The organism is Butyricicoccus sp. (genome assembly GCF_977037065.1).
This window is the reverse complement of record NZ_CDRQNY010000019.1, coordinates 1-22,717: the sequence shown is the minus strand read 5'-3', so window position 1 is coordinate 22,717 and position 22,717 is coordinate 1. Positions and strand designations below refer to the sequence as shown.

The following is a 22,717-nucleotide window of genomic DNA, read 5'->3' as shown; positions in this document are numbered from 1 at the left end:
TAGTATAGTACATAAGGATAACGAACGCAATAATCAAATATGATAAGAGTGAATGATAACATACAAAAATATTGTATGTGTTCGTTAAAATGCGAATTACGGAAATGGACGGAAAAAGCAATATGAATGGAGTGAAATACCATGGCAGAAGTGGAGGATAAGCGCATCCGACGAACGAAAAAGCTGCTGCGGCAGGCACTGACGCGGCTGATGCAGCAGAAGGACTTCCAGAGCATCACCGTGACCGACGTAGTGCGCGAAGCGGATATCAACCGCGGCACATTTTATGCGCATTATCGGGACGTGTATGACCTGCGCGATAAGATCGAGACAGGGATGATCGAGGATTTCCGCGGGATGATCGCGGCCATCCGCCCGAGTGAGACGGTAACGCTCAAGCTGGTGCTCAGCCGTCTGATGGATTATCTGGAGGAGAATCGTGAGATCGTCACCGCACTTATCAAGGTCAATGCGCCGGATGGTTTCGGCAAAAAGATGATCGGCGTTATCGAGGAATGCCGCATGGAGCTGCTGCCGTACCGCAGTGTCGAGGATGCGTATGCTGCACGCTTCCTTGCGACCGGCGTCATCGGCATGACCGAAAAGTGGATCACTGAGTCGCAGCCCATCCCGAAGACCGAGATGGTCAGCCTGATCACTAAGCTGCTGACACCGCTGACACCGCTGGTGCCGCAGTCGGATGCAGTGCAGAACTGAGTAAATCAGTAGGAATTTAACGGCACGAAAGGGAGTACCCGCAGGCGGGTACTCCCTTTCACTGTATTATCGTTTACGCAGGACAAATTCAGCCAGCCGTTCGGTGGCATCCGGATGGGCGATCTCGCCCATGGTTCTCCGCACGGTCTCCAGCCGCACCGGATTGCGGAACAGCTCGTACACCGCCTCGTCGATCGGGAAGTGCTTGGTAATGAGCGCCGCCATGCCGTTGTTGACCAGAAAATCAACATTTCGCTCCTCGTGACCGGGGATCGGATCGAACAGCAGCATCGGCAGGTTTTTCGCCAGAGCCTCGGACACGGTAAGACCGCCCGGCTTGGATACAATGCAGTCGGACGCGCTCATCATCACCTCTACGTTGTGTACAAAGCCGTAGGGATAGATCCTGCAGCTGCCCTGATAGTGTGAGGCAAACTGCTCTACATGGTAGAGCATCTTTTTGTTGTTGCCGCATACCACAAGAAACTGGAACGGCGTACCGATCTGCGACAGGCTTTCGATGTTCTTCACATGGTCGGCGTGGCCCATGCTGCCGCCCATCAGCAGGATGGTTTTCCTATTCGGGTCAATACCGAGCTGTGCCGCCGCGTCCTCGCGGGACAGCTTTTCGTTGAATTTCGGGTGCACCGGAATGCCGAACGGCAGGATGCGGTCCTCTGGAATGCCGCGCTGCACACAGCGGTAGGTGAGCAGTTCACTCGCGGTGACGATGTACTGCACGCGTGGCACATCCTCCCAGTACGGGTGGAGCGTGTAGTCGGTAACAATGCCGATAGTCTCGATATCGGCGAGTTTTTTGCGCTTTTTCAGTTCATCAACCATCTGCGCTGCAAAAACATGCGTGCAGATGATAACATCGGGCACATGGTTCGCAATGACCTTGGCAAACTTGGACGCACCGAGTGCGTTGATGATATTGATAATGCTCGGCGCAGAGTTAAAATAGCTTGCGCCGTTGTTCTCGGCCAGCTGGTAGACCAGACGGTACAGCGTCTGCATGTGCTTGGAGGAGAACAGATAGCCCTTGTCGATGGTGGTTTTGATCAGGTTGCTGATATAGGCGTAAACATCCAGCGTGTGAACTTCCGCGCCCTTGGATTCCAGCATGTCGCCGATGGCCTTTGCGGTGGCATGGTGACCGAAACCGGCGGTGACGGATAAAATCAGTACTCTCATACAATGCCTCTCCTTATATTGCGGCATTTGTGCTGACCGGACAGGACAGCATGCCTAAGGATATTTTATCGTAAACATGCGAAAAAATCAAACTACACTTTTGTGAGGCTGTCGCGAAACTGCAGTTTCGCCGACAAGCAGGAACGGACCGTGGGCCGTTCCAAAGTCGTCCAAAAGTTCCTATACAGAAACTTTTTCCCTCCAGAAGTCAAAAAAGAGTGATACATGCTCCCTCTTTTTTGGCATTTGCAATGCAAATGCTATTTCATGCGCGCTATCGCGCGAATTTTCAGTCAGACGCGAGTTTTTCTCGGTTAGCTATTTTATTCCGGGCGATTTTGTACTATAATAAATCTAATAAACGAAAATACAGGAGGCTTAGGGAAATGGCTCTGTCTATTAAGCCCTACATTGAAAATAAGGAACGCATCCACCTGATCGGCATCGGCGGTGTGTCCATGAATTCGCTTGGCGAGCTGCTGCTCAGCCGCGGTGTGCCGATTTCCGGCTCCGACCGTCTGCGTACGGATGTTACCGCGCGGCTGGAGGCTCTGGGCGCAAAGATTACCTACGAGCACAAGCCGGAGAACGTCGAGGGTGCGTCGCTCATCGTGCGTACCGCTGCCGTGCATGATGACAATCCGGAGATCGTCCGCGCCCATGAGCTGGGCATTCCGGTCATGGAGCGTGCCGAGGCATGGGGACACCTCATGCGCGATTATGACAACGTGGTTTGTCTGGCAGGCACGCACGGCAAGACAACTTCCACCTCGATGATGACGCTCATGACCATGGAAGCGCAGATGGACCCGACCGTTATGGTCGGCAGCAACCTGCCTGCCATCGGCGGTACGCTCCGTATCGGCGGCAAGGGCTGTTTTGTGGCTGAAAGCTGCGAATACTGCAACTCGTTCCTGCGCTTTGCACCGACCGTTGCGGTTATCCTCAATGTAGAGGAGGATCATCTCGACTTCTTCAAGGATATCAACGATATCATCCACTCGTTCCATGAGTTTGCCGAGCTGACCCCGATGAACGGCCTTGTTGTCGTCAACGGCGATGACCCGCATGCAATGCGCAGTGTGGCAGGCATCAACCGCAAGGTTCGTACCTTCGGCACGAGCGCAACCTCGGACGTTTACCCGACCGACGTGCGCGATGAGAACGGCTACTACCGCTTTACCGTTATGGTAGAGGGGAAGAAGTACGCTAAGGTGGCGCTGTCCGTTCCGGGCCGCCATAACATGCTGAATGCACTGGCGTGCTGTGCCGCTGCCGAGTTCCTCGGTGTGCCGGGTGACGCTGCCGAGCGCGGTCTGAACAAGTTCACCGGTTCGTCCCGCCGTTTCCAGCTGGTCGGCAAAATGCCGAACGGCGCAACCGTCGTGGACGATTACGCACATCATCCGAGCGAGATGAAGGCCACGCTGAACACCGCAAAGGAAATGCACTTCGACCGTATCCTGTGCGCGTTCCAGCCGCACACATATACCCGCACTAAGGCGCTGTTCCACGAGTTCGTGGAGGCGCTCAGGATGTGCGATCAGGCGGTTCTTGCTCCGATCTATGCCGCCCGCGAGAAGAATACCATCGGCATTTATTCCTCGGATATCGCCAGGGAGGTGCCGGGCGCGGTATCGTTTGACAGCTTTGACGAGATTGCAGATTATCTCCGTAAGGAGGCAGGCCCGAATGATCTGGTGCTCACCATGGGCGCCGGCAATATCAATGAAGTCGGACCGATGCTGATCAAGAATAAGTAAAGAGATAACGAGAAAACCCGCTTTCGAGCGGGTTTTCTTTTGCCAAAATAGATACGGTGTGCCGAGTTGTACCCCAGGGTACCTTCTCTTGCCCTTCGGGCAATTCACCTTGCGCCCCTGCCGGGCAGGCAAGGCGCGTTCGCTTTGAAGCGAAAACCAATCAAATTTACAGAATGAAAAAATTTTTGAATCCTACTTGACAAAAACGCATAAATGGTTCATACTACAGATATAGAGAATTGTACAATTTGTATAATTCCGGTTGGTAAGGAGGGTGCGTTATGAATAACAACTTGATTATTACTATTGGTCGTGAATATGGTACCGGTGGTCGTGAGATCGGTCAGAAGCTGGCGCTCCGTCTGGGCGTTCCGTTCTATGACCGGGAACTTATTACCCGTGCGGCTAAAAAGACCGGATTTGACGAAAAACTGTTTGAGCAGCTCGACAAGCGTGCCACCAACAGCTTCCTGTACTCGCTGACGATGTTCGGTTCGGTTGGTCTGAACGGCATGAGCCTGACCGATCAGCTGTATCTGGCTCAGTCCAATATCATCCGCGAGATGGCAGAGGATTCCTCGTGTGTTATCGTTGGCCGCTGTGCAGACCATGTACTGCGTGACTTCCCGAATAAGTTCGATTTCTTCATCCATGGCTCGATTGAGGACCGTGTAAAGCGTGTTCAGACCTGCGGTGATTACGTCATCGAGGGCAAGACGCCCGAGGCTGCTCTCGAGAAGATGGATAAGCAGCGTTCTACCTATTACAATTACTATACCGGCAAGGTATGGGGCAAGTGCGACCATTACGACCTCTGCATTAACGCAGGCCGTCTGGGCGTTGAATATTCCACCGATATTATTCTGGAGTACATCAATCGCCTGAAGAAGTAACTGCTGTATAGGGAAAAGAGAAAAGAGAGAGTGCGGAAAGGTCGTCCCTTGCGGACGGCCTTTCGCATTTTTACAGATAAAAGGATAGGAGAAAAACGATGAAAATACGAAGAATTATTGCTGTATTCGCAGCGGTTTTTGTGCCGTTTCTGCTATTTCGTGTGGGATCGGGATTGACCGAGCAGCAGAATGTCACACTGCGCGATTATACGGTTTCCGAGGATGGGAAAACGCTGACACTCCATGCAGCTGTCTTTCCGCCGATTGAGGATATCCGGGATTATAAGGACGAGCCGAAGAACGGCGAACATTATCTCACGTTTTACAACACATTCGGCAGTGCAAACACGATGAGTGCGGGATACACCGTTGTCCTGCCGATTGAGGATACGGATAAGGCGGTTTATTTTAATGATGCCGACGGCTTCCAGCTGGTTCTGCAGAAGAATACGCTGATCGGTGAGTGGGTACGACCGTAAATTTCCGCAGAACAGGGAACCAAACCGCCCCGATTTCGTCTAACCGAACAAAGGAGGAATCGCTATGAAAAAATTGCTTGCAGGGACACTCGCAGCGGCGTTTGCACTCGGATTGACCGCCTGCGGACAGCAGGAGGAGTGCAGTGCCAAACCCGTCATCTACCTCTACCCTGAGCAGGAAACGACAGTTTCCGTGTCGCTGGACTACGCGGGCACGCTCACCGCGACCTATCCGGACTACGAGAACGGCTGGCGCGTTACCGCCGAGCCGGACGGCACGCTGTACGATGAGAACGGAAACGAATACTCCTACCTGTTCTGGGAGGGCGAGAACAACACCGACTACGACTTCTCCACAGGCTTTTGCGTCGCCGGAGCGGACACGGCGGATTTTCTCCGCGAAAAACTGGCCGAGATCGGCTTGACACCGCGCGAGTACAACGAATTTATCGTGTACTGGCTGCCGAAAATGCAGGATAACCCGTACAATCTCATCTCGTTCCAGTCGGAACGCTACACCGACACCGCAAAGCTGGATATCGACCCGGAACCGGACAGTGTGCTCCGCGTATTCATGGCGTGGAAGCCGTTGAGCAAGCTGCAGACCATCGAGCCGCAGACGTTCACGCCGTTTGCGAGAGACGGCTTCACTGTCGTTGAATGGGGCGGCTGCGAGGTGAAGTAAGGAGGGAACGGCATGAAACGATTGTTTGCGGGAACGCTCACAGCCATGCTGGCACTGAGCTTGACTGCCTGCGGTCAACAGGAACAGGGCGATGCCAAACCCGTCATCTACCTCTATCCCGAGCAGGAAACGACGGTTTCCGTATCGCTGGATTATGCGGGCACGCTCACCGCGACGTATCCGGCGTATGAGGACGGCTGGACTGTCACCGCCGAGCCGGACGGCACGCTGTACGATGAGAACGGCGACGAATACTCCTACCTGTTCTGGGAGGGCGAGAACAACACCGACTACGACTTCTCCAAGGGCTTCTGCGTAGCAGGAGCGGACACAGCGGATTTCCTCCGCGAAAAACTGGCCGAGATCGGCTTGACACCGCGCGAGTACAACGAATTTATCGTGTACTGGATGCCGAAAATGCAGGAAAACCCGTACAATCTCATCTCGTTCCAGTCCGAGCGCTACACCGACACCGCAAAGCTGGATATCGACCCGGAACCGGACAGTGTGCTCCGCGTATTCATGGCGTGGAAGCCGTTGAGCAAGCTGCAGACCATCGAGCCGCAGACGTTCACGCCGTTCGCAAGAGACGGCTTCACCGTGGTAGAATGGGGCGGCTGCGAGGTGAAATAAGAAAAGAAAAACACCCGTCATTGACGGGTGTTTTTGCAGTTTACGAAACTCTGCTAGTGCGCATCGTGCCGCTGACCGGACGCCAGATCAGCAGAGACAGCGCATAGTCGATCATCGAATGAATGAACGAGCCGAGCAGCACCAGACCGAGCAGAATGCGAACGGTTTCCGCGCCGGACAGGCCCTGACCGAAGTAAACCGGTACGCAGACTAGGGTTTCCAGTGCCGCGTGGATGATGCTGAGTACCGCACCAAGACCAAACAGCTTTGCGTTGCGGTTTTCAACCTGCTGACGGAAGTCGATCAGCTCCGGGTGCTTCTGCAGATAGTATGCACCGAGCGCAACCCAGACAACGTGGGTCAGCGCACGCAGGACGACCGGCATGGTGAAGCCGCCGACCAGAAAGCCAAGCGTCGTGCCGACTGAAACGGCCACGCCGACAGCCGGAGAAATGAACATCGCCAGAAAAATAGCAACGTGGCTTGCCAGCGTGAAGCTCATCGGGTCGAGTCGAATCTTTACAGGAGAAAAAATCGGGATGATGATGCCGATCGCACACAGTACGCCGGCCAGCGCCAAATGATACAAACTTTTACTCTTAACCATGGGAACAGGTCCTTTCAAATATTTGAGTTGTGAACAGATAGAAGTATACAACATAAAACAACACCTGTCAAGACACCTTGTTCACAAAAAGTTTGGTTGCCTGTAAAAACAGGTTATGCTATAGTAAGGGCAGACAAGCAGCAAGGTCAGAAAGGAAGACAGGCATGATCTCGATCGACCGATTTGAAGAAATATTATCCGATCTTGCGGAGGAGATTCCGCAGTCGTTTTACGAGGAGCTGAACGGCGGTATAGTCGTGGAACCCGGCTATCTTCTGCACCCGGAGGACCGCAGCGGCACGCTGTATGTGATGGGGCAGTACCGCGTTGATCCGGCGATGGGCAAATATATTGTAATGTACTACGGCTCGTTCAAGCGGGCGTACCGCCATATGGATGAGGATGAGCTGACCGAAGAAATGCGAAAAGTCCTGCGGCATGAATTCCGTCATCACGTCGAGGGACGCGCCGGTGTGCGTGATCTGGAGGTATGGGATGCGGAGCAGATCGCTATGTATAAGGAGCAGCAGGCAGATAACGAGTAAAAGAAAACCACCCGAACGAAATTTATCGTTCGGGTGGTTGAGGATGCCGCGAAACTACAGTTTCGCCGACAAGCAGGAACGGACCGTAGGCCGTTCCCAAGTCGTACGAAAGTTCCTCCCGATGGTCGAAACTTTTTTCCTCCAGAAGTGTAAAAAGCCAGATACATGCTCCGGCTTTTTACGAATTTGCACAGCAAATTCTATTTCATGCGCGCTGCCGCGCGGCAGCGTTAGCATCGTGAAAACGGACTTTATTGATAGACTGAACCACCCGAACGAAATTTATCGTTCGGGTGGTTTTTAGTTATCCTCGAGAAGCAGAAAGCCTTTGTCCTTGAGTCCCTGAATTACGCGTTCGAGCGTTTTCTCATCCGTGGCGCGGATGGTGTGCAGGTGGATGCCGCCGGTCAGGTTGGACAGCGGCCGGGAGCCGGACTGCTGAATCTTCTCGTTAAACGCGTCGGCATCATACCGCGAGAAAATATGCAGCGGTGCACAGATTTGGCCGTATACAGCGTGCTCGACCGTCACATCAATTACGGCTCCGCCGAGATCGACGACCGTGTACAACTCCTCAAGCATGCGGCTGTTGTCGTGGTGGCTGACAATGTGCCGCTCCGCACAGGTCGGCGCCGAGGTGTTCTCCAGAATATATCCGCGCGGCGTAGCGAGCACGGCCAATCCGCCTGCACGCAGCAGCGCAACATCGCCTACAATAATCTGGCGGCTGACACCGCATTGCGCGGCCAGCGCGGTCGCCGATAACGGCCCGTTCGCCTGTGCAAGCAGGTGGGTGATTTTAGTGCGTCGTTCCGCAGCGTTCATGGTTAGTCACTCCTTACATTCTTATATGATAGCAAAAGTTGACGGAGTATGCAAGTGTCAAGATGGGAGAGATTATGCAAGGTAGGAGTGAGGAGTGAGGAGGTAGGAGTTTTGTAATGATTGGGCGTTGCGTGGGCGGCCATTGGCCGCCCCTGCGGTTAGGCAATGTGCAGATGGTTGACAAACGGTGCGCCGAGGTCGCACCCCAGGGCACCTTCTCTTGCCCTTCGGGCAATTCACCTTGCCGCACCCTACGGTAAAATTGGTTAATAATTGTAATTCGTAGGTGCTGTCCGTAGCCATCAGACAAACGAGTTGCGCGGCACAGTCATCCCCCAGGGGACCCTCTCTTGCCCTTCGGGCAATTCACCTTGTGCCGCGCCTGCGGAGAGTAGCCGATATGTGTAGCAGTAAGGAATCTGGCATTGCGTAGAGGTAAAGAAATGGGCGGACACATTGGTCCGCCCCTACGGTAGAAAAAATCCTTTGCCGTTCCTTTATAGTCTCAGTTCTGAAAATTTCGCCGTGTTTTCTAAGGGAAAGGGGAGATTCGCAAGAGGGTGGAAACCGCAGGTGTCTACCCTCTTGTGCGCTCCGCCGCGTAGGCGAGTTCCGTTCGCTTCGCAAGCGAAAATTTTACGATTTAAGACGAGTTATCGTCTTTGAACAATCTCATGCGGTCTCCCGCCCTCATACAGCTGCTGCCGAATCGCGGCAAACATCCGCTCCGCCATATCCAGATACCGGCGGACCTCCAGCTCATCAATCTCAAACGGCAGGTCAGTTGGATACCGCGTCTCAATATACAAATCGTTGAGCGCTGCACTCTCGTCCAGATATTCGGAGAACGCCTTCGAGTCCAGCTGGATCGCCTGACGGCACAGGTACGTCAGGTTGTGTCCGTCAAAATGCCGTCCGGTGCGGAACAGCAGATAGCCCTTCAGCGCCTTTTCGATCGCCTGCTGGCAGTGGAACGCGATGTTGTAATGATCGCCGCCGTAGGTCAGCAGCAGACGTGCAGCCTGCAGGTCGCACAGCGCCTTGTCCAGCCATTTGTAGTAAAAACAACTGTCGGATGCACCTTTACGCCGTCTGGTCATAAATCACCTTGCCTTTCCGGGCGATCCATGCGGCATACGAGGTACTGTCCGTGCAAAGCTCCGCCCATTCCTCGGTGGTGTAAACGCTCAGACTGACGGGCACGGAAACCGTGATCGCCAGATGCAGGTGTGTGCGCAGTGTGCGGCAGTTGGCGCTCTCCGGCACGATAACGCAAAGGCTGAACGCCTTGAGCTTGTCGGTTGCCATCGTACGCTTTTCTGCATACAGGATGATTTTGACCGGCTGGCACGCGCCCAAAATGTCGCATACAGCCTGCTCGATCGCTTGCGTCATACCAATCCCTCCTTCAGGTCGGGCAGCGGCGAAAGCGTGGCAAGCGCCTCAAAGCGGGTTTTGCCGTCGGCTTCACCGCGAATGTAACGTGCGCTGTCCGCCGTGCCGGTCAGCAGCGAAAGCGATTCGCCGCAGGCGGTTTCGGCGGTGTAGTTGACCTGCAGCTCGGAGACAAACCCCGGCTGCCTGTGCAGGTCGAGCGCGTCCGAGATCAGCTCGACCGCACGCACGTTGTTGACATGATTGTTGACATCCAGATCCGAATAACGGACCTCGTGAACATGATGCAGGCGCACATTGTCGCACGACAGTTTGGGCAGCGGTGCAAACAGCTCTCCGCGGGAGGTGTGCAGGTACTGCTCGGCTTCGGGGAATGCGCCCGGACGCACAATACGGCGGGTCTCCGGGTCGAGCGTTACCCACATGGACTGTGCGTCGCCGACCGGCTTGTTATCCACAAAGAACGAGAAACTGCGGTACCAGCTTGCACCCTTGATGCCCGGACACCACGTTTCGCACCGCAGCCGCTCATACGGCAGCAGCGGACGTGTCAGCCGCGCTTTCATACGCGAGAGCACCCAAACGATCCGCAGATCGAGCGGACCGATATGCAGCGCTTCTGCGTGGACGGTCGCCGCGTCCTGCATGATATTCCACAGGAAGGACGGCCTGGCAATGCCGCGGTTGTCAATGTGGCTGTAATTCACCTCATATTCACGGGTGAGTAGATCGACCATGGGAATGCACCTCCGAAAAATGTGCGGTTAGCGGAACAGGGAAACGATAAAGCGGGAAAGCATATCCAGCAGGGTAGCCTGCCGCTGCGCTTCCTCCTGAGTGATGGTGCCGGAATTGTCGGTATCCGGCTTTGTGACCGGCTTATCCTCCGCGTAGTGCGCGGTCAGAAAGGCCGGACAGCCGTCGATGGACTCAAGGGAGGCATAGCTGAAAAATACCTCGCCCTGGATATCAATGCTGTCATCGAGCAGGGCAAGCTGACGCTCGATTTCATCCGTGCCGTACCAGGTATCACCGGGCTGCGCTTCCGCCGAGCGGTATGCGCCGATGCCGATGTACAGCGCTACATCGCTGGTGGAAACCGCCTTCTGCCACCACTGGACGAGTGTCTGGAAGTCAGCAGGCTCAAAGCCGATCGACCAGTACAGCTGCGGACAAATATAGTCTACAGTGCCGGCGTTGATCCACTGCAGGGAATCGCAGTACAGCTCGCTGTACGAGGACTGTCCCTGCGTGTCGCTGCCCTTGGAGTTTGCGCTCTTGTTTTCCCAGATACCGGCGGGACTGACACCGAACGAGAGGTTCTTATCCAGCGTATGCAGTGTCTCATCCAGAGCAGCGATGAGTGTGTTGACGTTGTCGCGTCTCCAGTCACCGATCTTGCTGAAATCCTGACCGTAGCGCTCGTAAGTCGCTTCATCAGCAAAATCCGTACCCGGATAGAAATAATCATCCAGATGGATGCCGTCCACGTCGTAATTCTTGACGATTTCAGTCGCACCGTCCACGACAAGCTGCTGCACCGCCGGAATACCGGGATCGAAGTAGTAGTTGTCGTTGTACTTGACCACCCACTCCGGATGCTGCTTGGCCGGACTGGAATCCGGGATTGCGCTCCATTCGTCCTCGCCGTCGATCGTAATGCGGTACGGATTGATCCACGCGTGCAGCTGCAGACCGCGCTCATGTGCTGCGGTTACCCAGTAGCCGAGGATGTCAAAATCGCCGTCCGGCGCCTGACCGGCCGTGCCGCTGACATAGCGGCTCCACGGGAACAGCTTGGACGGATACAGCGCATCGGCGGAAGGCCGGACCTGCAGGAATACCGTGTTCAGTCCCATTGCGGCAATATTGTCCAGCTCGGTGTCGGCCTCGGCCTTGAGCTGGTCGGCGGTCATGCCCTGCTCGGAGGGAAAATCAATATTATGTACGGACGCGACCCAGACGCCGTGCATATCGTCCTTTGCGGGCTGAGCGGCGTAAGCGCCCGGTACCATCAGCATGGTCAGCACCAGCACGATGGATAGAATGCGTTTTTTCAGCATGAAGAATCTCCTTTTATCCGGAAGCTGCTTTCATAACCATTGCATACCCTGCTTGTGAAAGCAGCTCCGCCAATTTGTTACCCTATATTATACCACAACTGCTCGGGAAATTTAAGTACATAATGTGAATTCTGGCAGACAGGTGCGTTGACAGAAAAGGCTTTTCATTGTATGCTGAAATACAGACAGGGCAATACCGCCGCGGCTTTAATTGTGCGGTGTTACCCTAAAGTAAGAAGGAGAGCAAATCCATGCAGAAAAAGGTTTTAGCGCTGCACGATCTGTCGGGTTTCGGACGTTCGTCGCTTGTGCCGATCATTGCAGCGATTTCGGCGGCAGGACACCAGTGCGTGCCGCTGCCGACCGCATATTTTTCCACGCACATGGCCATTCCCGGCTGGGAAACGGTCGATCTGACCGGTGTTATGCCGCGTGTCATCGACCAGTACGACCGGTTAGGGTTGCGGTTTGAGTCAGTGTACGCGGGCTTTCTCGGCTCAGCGGATCAGATCGACTGCGTGCGGGATGCGGTACTGCGGCTGAAATCCGAAAACGGCACGGCGTTCATCGATCCGGTGATGGGTGACAACGGTGAGGTCTACGCCACCTATACACCCGAAATGTGCACGCGTATGCGCGAGCTGTGCGAAATTGCGGATATCATCACGCCGAATACGACCGAAGCGGCGATTCTGCTCGACCGCGACCCGGCCTCCGCACCGCAAAACGAAACGGAAGCGCAGGAGTGGCTGCATGCACTTCACAGCCGCTACGGCGCACAGGTTGTGCTGACCGGCCTGGATTACGAGCCGGGAAAGGTCGGCTCCGGCTGTCTGTCTGCGGACGGCGGCACCATCAGCCTGCACGAGAGGATCGCGCAGTATTACCCCGGTACCGGAGACCTGTTTGCGGCGGTCGTGCTCGGCGCGCTGCTGAACGGCAGGGCGCTTGCCGATGCCTGTGCGCTCGCCGGCGAGTTCGTCAAGGACTGCATCGCCTACACTGCCGCGCAGCATACCGACCCCATGCATGGCGTGCAATTTGAGAAGCTCCTGCCGAGCCTTTTTTCTTGCCACGAGAACCGGACTGAGGTATAATATAGATAGATTCTCAGATATTCCCCGATAGGGGTGCGCTGTAAGAAAGGTGGTTTTTGTATGAAGCAGTCGATCCGCATCACCTCCCGTGTGAACAAACGGCTTTACGCGGACGCGATACCGGGGCATTTTGCCACGAATCATTCGCACATCAACTACTATATTGATATGTCCGAGATCAAGCACAGCATGGCAATGTCCAGAGAAGCCGCACGCAGCATTGCATACCAGTTCTCGTCCACCAGCATTGATACACTGCTGTGCATGGAAGGCACGGAGTACATCGGCGCGTATCTCGCCGGTGAGCTGTCGAGCGTGGGCATGGGCAATGTCAACAGCGGCAAGGATATTTATCTTGTCGAGCCGGACAGCAATGTCAACGGTCAGTTTGTGTTCTCGGATAACCTGCGCCATATGATCGAGCACCGCAATGTGCTTGTGCTGGTCAATTCCGCATCCACCGGTCAGACCTTCTCGCAGGCGAAGGAGTGCGTCGAGTATTACGGCGGCCGCGTCTCCGGCTTTGCGGCGTTGTTCTCCAATATCAGCGAGCTGAGCGGCAAAAAGGTTGTCAGCCTGTTCTCCGGCGCGGATTTCCCGCATTATCAGAACTTTGTGCGTGGCAAAGCCTGCCCGGACTGTGCCGCAGGCACTCCGCTGGATGCAATCGTCACCCCGAGAGGGTACAATAAGCTGTAACGAGCAAGAGGAAAGCGTGTGCTTTCCTCTTTTTTTATGCGTATAGAATGGAAAATTGAAAATTGAGAATGGAAAATGAACGCGATGGTTTCTCTCGCCCTTCGGGTAATTCACCTTGTGTCGCGCCTGCGGAGATGAAATGATATGTGTAGCAGTATGGAATCTGACACTGCGAATAGGTAGAGAAAGGGGCGCACCCTGTGCGCCCCTATGGAAGAAAAAATCCTCTGCCGTTCCCCATTTTCGAAGCGGTCGCCGGTCTCTGGTCTGCGCCAGACTATCTTAGGAAAGGGGTGATTCACAAGAGGGTGGAAACCTTGGTGTCTACCCTCTTGTGCCCCTGCCGGGCAGGCAAGATTTCGTTCGCTTCGCAAGCGCTCAACCACTGTCTGGCAGAGACTAACAAACAATACTGATAACCGGAACTTTGAAAAAGCAAAAGAGGAAGGCAAAAACCTTCCTCTTTCGTTTACTTTTTCAGAAATTCCGGCAGACGGCGGCGTGCCTCCAGACGATAAATCCGGTAGCCCTCCGCGGAGAACTTCTCCTCATACTCGGTCATGACATTGCCCTCAAAGTCCGAGTTATGCAGATCGAGCGAGATATTCTGAATCAGCCAGCCAAACTGGCAGATCTCCTGCAGACTCCACTCGAAAAAGCGCTGATTATCCGTCTTAAAGCACAGATCACCCTGCTGACGCAGGATTTCGTCATATACTTCCAGATATGCACGCCAGGTCAGGCGGCGCTTGCGCTGACGATTAGGCGGCCACGGATCGGAGAAATTCAGGTAAATGCGGTCCACCTCACCGGGCGCGAACACCTCGCGCAGCTCAGCCGCGTCGAAGGATACAAACCGCAGATTGGGCAGCGGCTGCTGCTGGCAGCGCTCGGCTGCCATGATGAGCGCACCTTCCTCGCGCTCGACCGCGATAAAATTCACATCCGGGTGCTGCTCGGCCATGCCGATGGCGAAACGGCCCTTGCCGCAGCCGATCTCCAGATGGATCGGATTGTCGTTGCCGAACAGGGCGCGCCACTTGCCGCGTTTTTCCTTCGGCTCAAACGCCATAACGTCCGCGCAGGCGGCAAATCGAACGTCCAAGTTTTTCTTTTTGCGCATTCTCATGCGTGATAAACCCCTTACATCAGTGTTATAGTACGGAAAACTGTCCTCAAACGGGACGAAAAAAGAATAAGCTGCCGCAGAATACTCCGGTCTGCGGCACATCTTCTGCAATAATAGACATAATATTATACCACAGAGATATAGTATAACACAACCGTTATCTCAGCCAAATTTACAGAAAGACCACAACTTTCACAAAAAATATGCAAATTTGCAGATAGTTCTTGGTTAAATGCTACATCTGTGCTATAATAACAATAGTTCCACTGACAGGGGGAGAGAAAGAAATGTTTAAGCGTTCCAGCGGCGTGCTTGCACACGTCACTTCACTGCCCTCGCCGCACGGCGTAGGCACCATGGGCAAGACCGCCCGTGATTTTGTAGATTTTCTGGCGGCGGCGCACCAGACCTACTGGCAGGTGCTCCCGCTTGGCCATACCGGCTTTGGCGATTCGCCGTACCAGTGCTTTTCCGCAGCGGCGGGCAATCCGTACCTCATTGACATGGAGCTGCTCGTTGAGGACGGTCTGCTGACCGCCGATGAGGTTCGTCAGGGCGATTTTGATGCTTCGCCGGATACCGCGGATTTCGAGCAGCTGGCCGATACCCGCTGGCCGCTGTTCCGCAAGGCGTACAGCCGCGTGACACCGGAAATGCGCGAGAAAATCGCCGCCTTCACCGAGAAGAACAGCGAATGGCTGCCGGATTACGCGCTGTTTATGGCGCTCAAGGAGGAGAAATACCATCACATGCCGGTCTACATGTGGCCGGACAAGGATGTGCGCGACCGCAAGCCTGCAGCACTCGAAAAAGTGACCGCAGAGCTGCGTGACGAGGTGGATTTCCGGATTTTCCTGCAGTATATCTTCTTCAAGCAGTGGACGGCACTGCGCGAGTATGCCAACGAAAAGGGTATTCAGATCATCGGTGATATCCCGATTTACGTTTCCGCCGACTCGTCCGATGTATGGACACACCCAAAGCTGTTCAAGCTGAAGCCCGACCGCAGCCCCAAGCTGGTGGCAGGCGTACCGCCCGATTACTATTCTGCAACCGGTCAGCTGTGGGGCAACCCCGTGTACAACTGGGCAGCGCACAAGGCGGAAAACTACGCGTGGTGGATCTGGCGCATGAAGAGCAACATGGCGCTGTTCGACGTGGTACGTCTCGACCATTTTCGCGGTTTTGCCGCTTACTGGGAGGTCGGCGCGGACGAGGAGACCGCCATCAACGGCAAGTGGCGCAAGGGTCCCGGTGTGGAGCTGTTTAACGCCATCGAGAAGGCGCTCGGTCCGGTGCCGCTCATCGCGGAGGACCTCGGCGTGCAGACCGATGAGGTCAAGGAGCTGCTCGAGGAAAGCGGTTTCCCGGGCATGCGCGTGCTGATTTTCGGCTTTACGCCGGATTACGACAACGAGCACCTGCCGCACAACTATAAGCCGAACAGCATCGTCTACACCTCGACGCATGACTCACAGACTGTGTGCGAGCAGATCATGGACATCTGCTCCGAGCCGGAAAAGCAGTTTGCATACCGCTATCTGCGTACCTCGCACGCCGAGGCCATGGGCTGGAGTGCCATCAAGTGCGTATGGGCGTCCTCGGCGAACATCGCTATGACGACCCTGCAGGATTTGCTCTCGCTCGGTGCGGATTCCCGTATGAATACGCCTGCCACCATCGGTGGCAAAAACTGGCGCTGGCGCGTGCGCGCGGAAGCGCTCAACCCGACGGTTTCGTCCATGCTCGGTGAAATTACCAAGACGTATATGCGCGGGTAAGAAAATGTGCTATAATGATACCGCATCACGGGATTCTGTGGTGCGGTATTCTATTTTCACGGACAAGAAAAGGACGAATATGTATGAAAATGACAACTGCCATTTTTGATTTAGACGGTACGCTGCTCAACTCGCTCGGTGATCTGTGTGACAGCGTGACCCATGCCGTCGAGAAGCACGGCTTTCCGCCGGTGAGCATGGAGCAGACGCGCATCCGCATCGGCAACGGCGTACGCAAGCTGGTCGAGCGCAGCATTCCCGAGGAGAGCCGCACGGACGAGATGATCGACATCTGTCTGGCGGATTTCCGCGCGTTCTACGGCGAACACATGATGAACCGCACGCATCCGTATGAGGGCATGGTTTCAGTGCTCGAAACGCTCAAGGAGAACGGCGTGACGGTCGGTGTGCTGTCGAACAAGTACGATTCCGCCGCGAAAGCGCTGATTGAGCACTATTTCGGTGATTTAGTAAGCATTACCTATGGCGAACGCCCGAATATCCCGCGCAAGCCGGATCCGACAAGCGTGCTGCAGCTGCTGGACGAGCTGGGCGGCGATAAGGAAACGACCCTCTACATCGGTGACAGCGCGACCGATATGCAGACCGCCGTCAATGCGGGCCTGACCGCTGTGGGCGTTGCATGGGGCTTCCGCTCGACGGAGGAGCTGCGTGCATCCGGTGCGGACGCGCTTGCGTATGAGCCGAGCGATCTGCTGCCGCTGTTCGAGTATGGCGTGCCCGATGTGAGCAAGGCGGAGAAAGCTCTGACCGGCTACGGCTTCGGTTTCCACTATTTTGCAACAAAAGACGAGGCGGTTTCCTACCTGAGAGACACCTGTGCAGGCAAATCCGTGTCGATGGGCGGCTCAATGACGATGAAGCAGCTTGGTTTTCCGGAGAACTTTGCGGACAGCACGGACGTGCACTGGCATTGGATCGACAAGGGCATGTACTGCCAGACGCCGGACGTTTACCTGTCTTCAGCGAACGGACTGAGCGAGACCGGCGAGATCGTCAACATCGACGGCAAGTGCAACCGCGTGGCGGCCACGCTGTTCGGACCGAAGCGCTGTATTTTCGTGTGCGGCGTGAACAAGCTGCGTCCCGACCTGCAGAGCGCCATCGAGCGGGCAAGAAATATTGCCGCTCCGCTCAATGCCAAGCGGCTGAATAAAAAAACACCGTGTGCGGTTGACGGCAGATGTCACAACTGTAAAAGTCCGGAGCGTATCTGCCGCGCCATGGTCATTCATATGGGCGTGCCGAGCGGATTTGAAAGCTGTGAGGTCGTGCTCATCGGCGAAAAACTGGGATATTAACAAAAACCCGTGTATTTCACAAGAAATACACGGGTTTTTGTTAAATGAGCACCTCAAACACCCATACCATCAGCGGCATGGTGAGGATGGAGAACAGCGTTGTGAGCACATACAGTGCACTGGAATACTCAGCATCACGGTCGTAAAGCTGCGCCATCGAAGTAACCGTAGCGCACGCAGGCGTGATGCACGCGAGATACACGGTCAGCAGAATGCTGTGTCCATCCGGAATCCAGCTTGCCGCATCGATGACACGAAGCAGCAGCACTGTGATAATCGGACAGATAATCAGCCGCAGCAGCACAGGAACATAATGCCGACGGCGCATAAACAGCTGACGGAGCGGCGTGTCCGCAATGACGATACCGGCCAGCAGCATGCCGATCGGGCCGACCATCGCGCCGAGCTGAGAGAACAAATCGTTCACCAGACCGGGCAGCGGCAGCCGCAGGATGAACAGTGCACCGCCAATCAAAATGGCGATGATATTGACATTGCCGATGATCTTTTTCCACGCAAAGCCGCGCGTACCGCAGAGCAGACTGCGGCAGTGCGTCCACAGGAGAACCTGCTGTGCGACGAGGAACGCACAGGAATAGATCACATAATCCTCGCCAAGCAGTGCCCGCACCAGCGGAATGACCAGAATGCCCGCATTCGTGTAGATGATGCAGGTGCGCTCAATCACATCCAGCCGCAGCGGACGGCGCAGCAGCCGCGCCAGCAGAAGAAGTAGCGCGTGCAGCGCAATCGCCAGCGCAAAGGCGTACAGCAATCCGGTAACAACGGCAGGAGAGTAATCCACCTGAAAGGCGTTGATGATGACGCACGGCATGACCGCATACACCATCACGACCGACAGCACGCGGCTGTCCGCACTTTTGAGCAGCCGGACCTTGACGAGCACGCAGCCGATCAGAAGAATGAGAAACAGCTCGGCAATCTGCTGCGCTAAAATAAGACTGATTTGCATAATATCACTTTCACAGCAAAAAAGAAGAGGGAAAAGTGGAGAGCATACCGCAGCCGGTGTTCTCTCCACTCTTCATTTGAATTGTATTTAGAACAGACCGGTGATCTTACCGTTGCTGTCTACGTCGATCTTCTCCGCAGCCGGAACCTTGGGCAGACCGGGCATGGTCATGATCGAGCCGGTCTCCACAACAACAAAGCCTGCACCGGCAGCCAGACGAGCGGTGCGCACGTTGACAACAAACTCGGTCGGGCGGCCGAGCAGCGATGCGTCATCGGAGAGCGAATACTGCGTCTTTGCAACGCAGACCGGCAGGTTGCCGTAGCCCATCTCGGTGATGTTTGCCAGCTCCTTCTTTGCGGCAGGCGCGATGGTCACGCCGAGTGCACCGTAAATCTCCTTGGCGATCTTGCGGATCTTGTCCTCGAGCGGGAGCGAATCCTCGTACAGCATGTGGAAGTCGGCCTTGCTCTCGTCAAGCACAGCCAGAACCTCGTCGGCTAGCGCCTGACCGCCTTCGCCGCCCTTGGCAAATACCTCGGAGAGTGCTACGCGCACACCGCGCTCGGCACAGTGCTCGCGGATGAAATCCATCTCCTCATCGGTATCGGTCGGGAATGCGTTGACGGCAACAACGACCGGTACGCCGAACTTCTTCATGTTATCCAGATGCGCATCCAGATTGCAGATACCGTGCTTCAGCGCGTCCATGTTCGGCTGGTTGAGATCAGCCTTGGCTACACCGCCGTTGTACTTGAGCGCGCGGACGGTCGCAACCAGCACGATGCAGTCCGGAGCCAGACCGGCCTTGCGGCACTTGATGTCCATGAATTTCTCTGCGCCGAGGTCAGCGCCGAAGCCTGCCTCTGTGATGGCAATATCACCCAGCTTGAGTGCCAGCTTGGTTGCCTGCACGCTGTTGCAGCCGTGTGCGATATTGGCGAACGGACCGCCGTGCATCAGACAGGGCGTGCCCTCGAGCGTCTGAACCAGGTTGGGCTTGATGGCATCCTTCATCAGTGCCGTCATGGCGCCCTCTGCATGCAGGTCGCGGGCGTAGATCGGCTTGCCGGTGTAGCTGTATGCCACCAGAATATCACCGAAACGCTTTTTCAGGTCGTCCAGATCAGCGGCCAGACACAGGATAGCCATAACCTCGGACGCTACGGTGATCATGAAGTGATCCTCGCGCGGCACACCGTTCACCTTGCCGCCCAGACCGATGGTGATGTTGCGGAGAGCACGGTCGTTCATGTCCATTACGCGGGTGAACACAATACGGCGCGGATCAATGTTCAGCAGATTGCCCTGCTGCATGTGGTTGTCCAGCATGGCGCACAGCAGGTTGTTTGCTGCCGTGATGGCGTGCATATCGCCGGTAAAGTGCAGATTGATGTCCTCCATCGGCACGACCTGCGCGTAGCCGCCGCCTGCCGCGCCGCCCTTGATGCCGAATACCGGACCGAGAGACGGTTCACGCAGTGCGATAATAGCGTTTTTGCCCTGTTTGCACAGTGCCTGACCCAGACCGACCGAGGTCGTGGTCTTGCCCTCGCCGGCAGGCGTCGGGTTGATGGCGGTAACGAGGACCAGCTTGCCGTTTTCCTTGTCCTTCACCTTGGTCCACACGTCTGCGGACAGCTTCGCCTTGTACTTGCCGTACAGCTCCAGATCATCGGCGTCCAGACCGGCAGCAGCGGCAACCTCGGTGATCGGGCGCATCTGACAGCCCTGTGCGATTTCAATATCGGATAACATGAAATTCCTCCTCTATTTTGCAGCGGGTAACATAATATATTCATTATATCAATACTTCGTCCGGTTTTCCATACAAGCACGCGAAAAATTTGCCGAAATTGTTACTCGCAAAGCGGGGTGTGTTGTGGTATCATATAGAAATGTAATTGAGAATGGAAAATGAATAATGAAAATGAGTGTGGCAGTGCAAAGCACTGCAATTTAATTCCGCTGCTTTGCGGCGATACCTTGATTTACGAGATTTCCGATTCTCAATTCTCAATTTTCCATTTTGAAAGGGAGGGGTTTGATGGACACTGCTCGCTCCATTGTATACTCTGTTACGCATTATATCAAAAACACTGACCTGTATCTGATGCTGCTGGGACTGGTCTGCTCGATCTACGGCATGTTCCTCATTTACTCGGCAACGCTCAATCCGGTGACGGCGCTGGACGGCTCGACGAAAAACCTGTATGTACAGGGTGCCGCGATCATTCTCGGTCTGGCGGCGTTTGTCGCGCTCAGTCTGATCGACTTGGAAAATCTGGGCGACCTATGGAAAATATTCGTGATCGGCAATATTCTGCTGCAGTTTCTGCTGTTTACGCCGCTCGGCACCGAGGTCAACGGCCAGCGTGCATGGCTCAATCTGGGCGTGACAAGCCTGCAGCCGGGCGAGCTTGGCAAGCTGATCTTCATCTTCACGATTGCCGCGCACATGACCGAAATACAGGATCATATCACCGAATGGCGCGGACTGGTTTCGGTCGGTCTGCACACGCTGGTAATGATGGGGGCGGTCGTGCTCTCGTCGGGCGACACCGGCATGGCGATCCAGTACCTGATGATCGCGGTTATCATGCTGTTTTCGGCCGGTCTGCCGCTCAAGTGGCTGGGCATTGCTGCCGGAGTCGGTATCGCAAGCGTGCCGATCCTGTGGAATTATGTGCTCAAGGATTACCAGAAAACGCGAATCCTTGTGCTGTTTGACCCGTCCATTGACGTGGAGCAGTCCCGACAGGCGACCTACGGCAAGATCGCCATCGGCTCGGGGCAGTTCACCGGTCAGGGCTGGACCAACGGCACGATGACCCAGATGCAGTATGTGCCGGAGAACCAGACCGACTACATTTTCTCGGTCGCAGGTGAGGAACTGGGCTTCCTCGGCTGCCTGCTTATCATCATTCTGCTGATGGCGCTGATCATCCGTTTGTTTTATGTGGCGTACCGCGCCTCTACGCCGTTTTCGGCGCTGATTGCGGTCGGTGTAAGCGGCATGCTGCTGTTCCAGACCTTTATGAATATCTTTATGAATGTCGGTCTGCTGCCTGTCATGGGCCTGACGCTGCCGTTCTTCTCCTACGGCGGTACGTCGATCGTAACCATGTTCGCCGCGCTTGGCATCGCCGCCGGCGTCAGAATGCGAGAAAAGCCAAGCTGGCTGCAGAACTGATATGGGCATCCCGCCCTGCGCATACATTGAAAATGACAGAAGGGATTTTGCAAAATGACCAGACAACAAGCATGGGAGCTTCTTCGCAGGTACAACGCAGAGCCGTTCCATTTACGGCATGCGCTGACGGTTGAGGGCGTCATGCGCTGTTTTGCGGAGCAGCGCGGCTATGACCCGGAATTATGGGGCATTGTCGGTCTGCTGCATGACATTGATTTCGAGCGGTGGCCGGAGCAGCACTGTGTCAAGGCATCTGAGCTGCTGCGCGAAGGCGGTGCAGACGAAAGCATTATTCATGCAGTATGCAGCCACGGATGGGCGATTTGCGTGGACATCAAGCCGGAGCACGAGATGGAAAAGCTGCTGTATGCAGCCGATGAGCTGACCGGCCTGATCGGTGCGGCGGCGCTCATGCGCCCGTCCAAAAGCGTGCAGGACATGGAGCTCAAGAGCCTGAAGAAAAAATACAAGGATAAAAAGTTCGCGGCAGGCTGCTCGCGTGAGGTCATCGAGCGCGGCGCGGAGCTGTGCGGACTGACGCTCGAGGAGTTGTGGCAGCAAACGTTGGACGCCATGCGTTCCTGCGAGGATTCCATCAACAGGCAGATGGAAGAGATTTAAGGCAACACCGCACAATTAAAGCGGCGGTGCTTTGCGGAAATTTTGTGTCCTGACTTTGTTGCAGTTTCACGGTAATACATCAAGTATTACCGCAAAACTG

23 protein-coding genes are annotated in these 22,717 nt (G+C 55.2%); 13 read left to right on the top strand and 10 right to left on the bottom strand.

Annotated features, from left to right (window positions below):
- The first annotated feature begins 141 nt into the window (after positions 1-141).
- The gene (locus tag ACWVX6_RS07755; protein ID WP_118478834.1) at positions 142-717 is read left to right on the top strand and encodes a TetR/AcrR family transcriptional regulator; all 576 of its coding nucleotides are present in this window, start codon (positions 142-144) and stop codon (positions 715-717) included.
- Between the two features lie 66 nt (positions 718-783).
- Here the strand turns inward: ACWVX6_RS07755 and ACWVX6_RS07750 are convergent, their stop codons facing one another.
- On the bottom strand, positions 784-1,914 hold the full coding sequence (locus tag ACWVX6_RS07750; protein ID WP_455152828.1) for an MGDG synthase family glycosyltransferase: 1,131 nt from the start codon (positions 1,912-1,914) through the stop codon (positions 784-786).
- A 386-nt stretch (positions 1,915-2,300) separates the two neighbouring features.
- Between ACWVX6_RS07750 and murC the strand changes: the two genes are divergently transcribed.
- The 5 genes from murC to ACWVX6_RS07725 all read left to right on the top strand — a co-directional run bounded on the left by murC (position 2,301) and on the right by ACWVX6_RS07725 (position 6,367).
- Positions 2,301-3,677, top strand: a complete 1,377-nt coding sequence (gene murC / locus ACWVX6_RS07745; RefSeq protein ID WP_118761265.1) for a UDP-N-acetylmuramate--L-alanine ligase — start codon at positions 2,301-2,303, stop codon at positions 3,675-3,677.
- Positions 3,678-3,958: 281 nt separating this feature from the next.
- On the top strand, positions 3,959-4,570 hold the full coding sequence (locus ACWVX6_RS07740) for a cytidylate kinase-like family protein (protein WP_110436100.1): 612 nt from the start codon (positions 3,959-3,961) through the stop codon (positions 4,568-4,570).
- A 98-nt stretch (positions 4,571-4,668) separates the two neighbouring features.
- A complete protein-coding gene (locus ACWVX6_RS07735) occupies positions 4,669-5,049 on the top strand; it encodes a hypothetical protein (RefSeq protein ID WP_455152827.1) in 381 nt (126 codons plus the stop codon).
- A gap of 64 nt (positions 5,050-5,113) precedes the next feature.
- Entirely contained in the window at positions 5,114-5,734 is a 621-nt protein-coding gene (locus tag ACWVX6_RS07730) for a hypothetical protein (RefSeq protein WP_243105721.1), read from the top strand.
- A gap of 12 nt (positions 5,735-5,746) precedes the next feature.
- On the top strand, positions 5,747-6,367 hold the full coding sequence (locus ACWVX6_RS07725) for an LptM family lipoprotein (protein WP_202183523.1): 621 nt from the start codon (positions 5,747-5,749) through the stop codon (positions 6,365-6,367).
- A gap of 40 nt (positions 6,368-6,407) precedes the next feature.
- Here the strand turns inward: ACWVX6_RS07725 and ACWVX6_RS07720 are convergent, their stop codons facing one another.
- Entirely contained in the window at positions 6,408-6,974 is a 567-nt protein-coding gene (locus tag ACWVX6_RS07720) for a hypothetical protein (RefSeq protein WP_117489964.1), read from the bottom strand.
- A gap of 164 nt (positions 6,975-7,138) precedes the next feature.
- Between ACWVX6_RS07720 and ACWVX6_RS07715 the strand changes: the two genes are divergently transcribed.
- Positions 7,139-7,519, top strand: a complete 381-nt coding sequence (locus tag ACWVX6_RS07715) for a metallopeptidase family protein (RefSeq protein WP_455152826.1) — start codon at positions 7,139-7,141, stop codon at positions 7,517-7,519.
- A 300-nt stretch (positions 7,520-7,819) separates the two neighbouring features.
- On the opposite strand, the gene ACWVX6_RS07710 is transcribed toward ACWVX6_RS07715, so the two are convergent.
- The 5 genes from ACWVX6_RS07710 to ACWVX6_RS07690 all read right to left on the bottom strand — a co-directional run bounded on the left by ACWVX6_RS07710 (position 7,820) and on the right by ACWVX6_RS07690 (position 11,802).
- Positions 7,820-8,344, bottom strand: a complete 525-nt coding sequence (locus tag ACWVX6_RS07710) for a transcription repressor NadR (RefSeq protein ID WP_118360670.1) — start codon at positions 8,342-8,344, stop codon at positions 7,820-7,822.
- 653 nt (positions 8,345-8,997) lie between these two features.
- Positions 8,998-9,444 carry a HEPN domain-containing protein gene (locus tag ACWVX6_RS07705; RefSeq protein ID WP_117489955.1) on the bottom strand — a complete coding sequence of 149 codons (447 nt, stop codon included), beginning with the start codon at positions 9,442-9,444 and terminating at the stop codon, positions 8,998-9,000.
- Complete coding sequence (locus ACWVX6_RS07700; RefSeq protein WP_110436107.1) at positions 9,428-9,739, bottom strand: hypothetical protein; 312 nt, start codon at positions 9,737-9,739, stop codon at positions 9,428-9,430. The genes ACWVX6_RS07705 and ACWVX6_RS07700 overlap by 17 nt, the downstream gene beginning before the upstream one ends.
- Positions 9,736-10,476 carry an acyl-ACP thioesterase domain-containing protein gene (locus tag ACWVX6_RS07695; protein ID WP_161274643.1) on the bottom strand — a complete coding sequence of 247 codons (741 nt, stop codon included), beginning with the start codon at positions 10,474-10,476 and terminating at the stop codon, positions 9,736-9,738. The genes ACWVX6_RS07700 and ACWVX6_RS07695 overlap by 4 nt, the downstream gene beginning before the upstream one ends.
- Before the next feature lie 27 nt (positions 10,477-10,503).
- Complete coding sequence (locus ACWVX6_RS07690) at positions 10,504-11,802, bottom strand: family 10 glycosylhydrolase (RefSeq protein WP_161274642.1); 1,299 nt, start codon at positions 11,800-11,802, stop codon at positions 10,504-10,506.
- Between the two features lie 251 nt (positions 11,803-12,053).
- Between ACWVX6_RS07690 and ACWVX6_RS07685 the strand changes: the two genes are divergently transcribed.
- Both ACWVX6_RS07685 and ACWVX6_RS07680 read left to right on the top strand, forming a co-directional pair.
- Positions 12,054-12,899, top strand: coding sequence for a PfkB family carbohydrate kinase (locus ACWVX6_RS07685; protein WP_455152825.1), 846 nt, complete (start codon positions 12,054-12,056; stop codon positions 12,897-12,899).
- Positions 12,900-12,959: 60 nt separating this feature from the next.
- Positions 12,960-13,598, top strand: coding sequence for a phosphoribosyltransferase (locus ACWVX6_RS07680; protein WP_110436111.1), 639 nt, complete (start codon positions 12,960-12,962; stop codon positions 13,596-13,598).
- A 469-nt stretch (positions 13,599-14,067) separates the two neighbouring features.
- On the opposite strand, the gene trmB is transcribed toward ACWVX6_RS07680, so the two are convergent.
- Positions 14,068-14,727, bottom strand: a complete 660-nt coding sequence (gene trmB / locus ACWVX6_RS07675) for a tRNA (guanosine(46)-N7)-methyltransferase TrmB (protein ID WP_110436112.1) — start codon at positions 14,725-14,727, stop codon at positions 14,068-14,070.
- A gap of 287 nt (positions 14,728-15,014) precedes the next feature.
- On the opposite strand from trmB, the gene malQ reads away from it, so the two are divergent.
- Together malQ and ACWVX6_RS07665 are read left to right on the top strand one after the other, a co-directional pair.
- The gene (gene malQ, locus ACWVX6_RS07670) at positions 15,015-16,508 is read left to right on the top strand and encodes a 4-alpha-glucanotransferase (protein ID WP_455152824.1); all 1,494 of its coding nucleotides are present in this window, start codon (positions 15,015-15,017) and stop codon (positions 16,506-16,508) included.
- 83 nt (positions 16,509-16,591) lie between these two features.
- Positions 16,592-17,830: an HAD-IA family hydrolase gene (locus ACWVX6_RS07665; RefSeq protein ID WP_455152823.1), complete on the top strand. Its 1,239-nt coding sequence runs from the start codon at positions 16,592-16,594 to the stop codon at positions 17,828-17,830.
- A 40-nt stretch (positions 17,831-17,870) separates the two neighbouring features.
- Here the strand turns inward: ACWVX6_RS07665 and ACWVX6_RS07660 are convergent, their stop codons facing one another.
- Together ACWVX6_RS07660 and ACWVX6_RS07655 are read right to left on the bottom strand one after the other, a co-directional pair.
- Positions 17,871-18,803, bottom strand: coding sequence for an AEC family transporter (locus tag ACWVX6_RS07660; RefSeq protein ID WP_455152822.1), 933 nt, complete (start codon positions 18,801-18,803; stop codon positions 17,871-17,873).
- 87 nt (positions 18,804-18,890) lie between these two features.
- Positions 18,891-20,561, bottom strand: coding sequence for a formate--tetrahydrofolate ligase (locus ACWVX6_RS07655; RefSeq protein ID WP_118284986.1), 1,671 nt, complete (start codon positions 20,559-20,561; stop codon positions 18,891-18,893).
- Between the two features lie 289 nt (positions 20,562-20,850).
- On the opposite strand from ACWVX6_RS07655, the gene ACWVX6_RS07650 reads away from it, so the two are divergent.
- Complete coding sequence (locus ACWVX6_RS07650; protein WP_455152821.1) at positions 20,851-21,996, top strand: FtsW/RodA/SpoVE family cell cycle protein; 1,146 nt, start codon at positions 20,851-20,853, stop codon at positions 21,994-21,996.
- A gap of 54 nt (positions 21,997-22,050) precedes the next feature.
- Positions 22,051-22,617, top strand: coding sequence for an HD domain-containing protein (locus ACWVX6_RS07645; protein ID WP_455152820.1), 567 nt, complete (start codon positions 22,051-22,053; stop codon positions 22,615-22,617).
- The last annotated feature ends 100 nt before the right edge of the window (positions 22,618-22,717 follow it).